Source organism: Acinetobacter sp. L-24, assembly GCF_056857555.1.
The window spans coordinates 1-2,085 of the sequence record NZ_JBSXNI010000007.1 but is presented as its reverse complement, the minus strand read 5'-3'; the positions used below and the strand labels follow the sequence as shown (position 1 = coordinate 2,085).

Below are 2,085 nucleotides of genomic sequence, written 5' to 3'. Positions count from 1 at the left end.
TTGTAAGCCCAAAATAGAAATGTCCGGTTTCTCCAAAGTAAAAATGTCCGCTTTTAGAATATGCACTTTTGCGATTATTGAAGCGGACGGTTTGATATGTTGGTGTCTATGTCGGATAAAGAACTTAAACGATTGTCGGTCTTGCAGGAAATCTGCGATCAACGCATAATTCAATCCCAGGCTGCTCAGCTACTTCATATTTCAGAACGTCAGATCAGACGCTTACTGCAGAAATACAAAGCTCAAGGCCCAGCTGCATTAGCCCATGCTGGTCGTGGCCAAACCAGCAACTGCAAACTTCCTGAAGAACTCAGACTCAAGTGCCTCAATATTGTTTCGGATCAACTCCATGGTTTCGGACCCACTTTAGCGCATGAAAAGCTCACTACCGTTCATGGATTCGATCTTTCAGTGGAAACCCTGCGTTGCTGGATGATTGCAGCCGATTTATGGATTCCTCGCTCCAAGCGCCTGAAACGCCCATATCAGCCTCGATATAACCGAGATTGTTATGGTGAACTGGTACAAATCGATGGCTCACACCATGACTGGTTTGAAGGAAGAGCCGCTAAATGCTGTCTGCTAGTCTTTATCGATGATGCCACAGGCAAATTGCAGCATTTACGCTTCTGTGAATCAGAATCAGCCTTTGACTATATGATTTCGACACGCTTGTATGTTGAACAGCATGGTAAGCCTTTAGCGTTTTACAGCGACAAACATTCAGTCTTTAGGGTGAATCAAAGCAGCAAGAAAGACAGCAAGATTACCCAGTTTGGACGCGTACTCAGTACCCTCAATATCGATATCATCTTCGCTAACTCCCCTCAGGCCAAAGGACGGGTGGAACGGGCCAACAGAACCCTTCAGGACCGTCTGATTAAGGAGATGCGCCTGGAAGGTATCAGTTCGATTGCAGATGCGAATAAGTGGTTACCCTGCTTTATTGAGAAGTTCAATCTCAAGTTTGCAAAGATGGCCTTTAATCCTAAGAACTTACACCGCTCTGCCACCGAAACAGCTGAGCAATTAGATGATATTTTTACCTGGCGAGAGCCACGTAGAGTCACCAATAGCCTGACCATTACTTATGATAAATGTGTATATCTCCTGGAGAGTACAGAAGAAAACCAGAGGCTGATTGGTAAATATCTTGAGTTTCTAGAATACCCGGATGGTACTGTAGCCATCATGCATGAAGGCCGGAAGATCAATTACAGCATCTTCGATAAATTAAGTCAGCTCAACCAGCGAGAGATTGTTGAGAATAAACGGTTGGGTGCTGTTCTGAATCATATCCAACAACAGCATGAAGAACTGGAACAACAAAACAAACGCAATCGTTCTCAAAAGATGCCAAGCAGACGTGCACAGAAAACAGCAATTCAACAACGAAATCTGAATCCTGTGCTTGACTTGGAAATGTCCATATAGGACATTTCTATTTGGTTATTAGGTAGGACATTTCTACTTGGGAATAACACGACTTGTAATGCAATTTGCATTACACTATTCCTAATACATTAAATACTTGGGAAATATGATGGCTACTGTTAACTTCAGGGTCGATGAAGCCCTTAAAGAAAAATCTTATTCAATCCTTAAAGAGCAAGGTATTGCACCTACGGATTTCTTCACTAGTATTCTTGAGTATGTTGCTACGACTGGGAAACTGCCTGTCAAAAAAGCTTTGCTTTCGGAAGAATATGAAGAATTATTAGCTCTTATCCGTAAGCGCATTAATGATCCTAAAGAGATGTTTGAGGAAGTCACATTAGATGACTTATAAGCTTTTACGTCACAAGGACTTTACAGCAGAATGGGAAAAACTCCCTGTTGCTATACGAGATCAATTTAAAAAGAAACTAGCCAAAGTCATAGAGCAGCCACATATTCCAAAGAATATGCTTAGAGGCGATCTTGCAGGTTGCTATAAAATCAAATTATTAAAAGCTGGTGTCCGACTTGTCTATCAAGTTAAAGATGATCAGGTAGTTATCCTGCTCATTACCGTCGGAAAACGAGCTGATAGCATAGTTTATGACGAAGCGAAAAAGCGAATTAAAGACTAAAAATGGGAGCTTA

Annotated in this window: 3 protein-coding genes; all 3 read left to right on the top strand. The window is 41.8% G+C overall.

The annotated features are described in order from the left end of the window. Positions 1-108: 108 nt before the first annotated feature. Positions 109-1,434: an ISNCY family transposase gene (locus AC13CK_RS00205; RefSeq protein WP_482830851.1), complete on the top strand. Its 1,326-nt coding sequence runs from the start codon at positions 109-111 to the stop codon at positions 1,432-1,434. A gap of 109 nt (positions 1,435-1,543) precedes the next feature. Further along, positions 1,544-1,789 (top strand): type II toxin-antitoxin system RelB/DinJ family antitoxin, encoded by a 246-nt coding sequence (locus AC13CK_RS00200; protein ID WP_482830850.1) that lies wholly within the window; start codon positions 1,544-1,546, stop codon positions 1,787-1,789. Beyond that, a complete protein-coding gene (locus AC13CK_RS00195) occupies positions 1,779-2,072 on the top strand; it encodes a type II toxin-antitoxin system RelE family toxin (protein ID WP_000221358.1) in 294 nt (97 codons plus the stop codon). Before AC13CK_RS00200 ends, AC13CK_RS00195 begins: the two co-directional genes overlap by 11 nt. Positions 2,073-2,085: the final 13 nt, after the last annotated feature.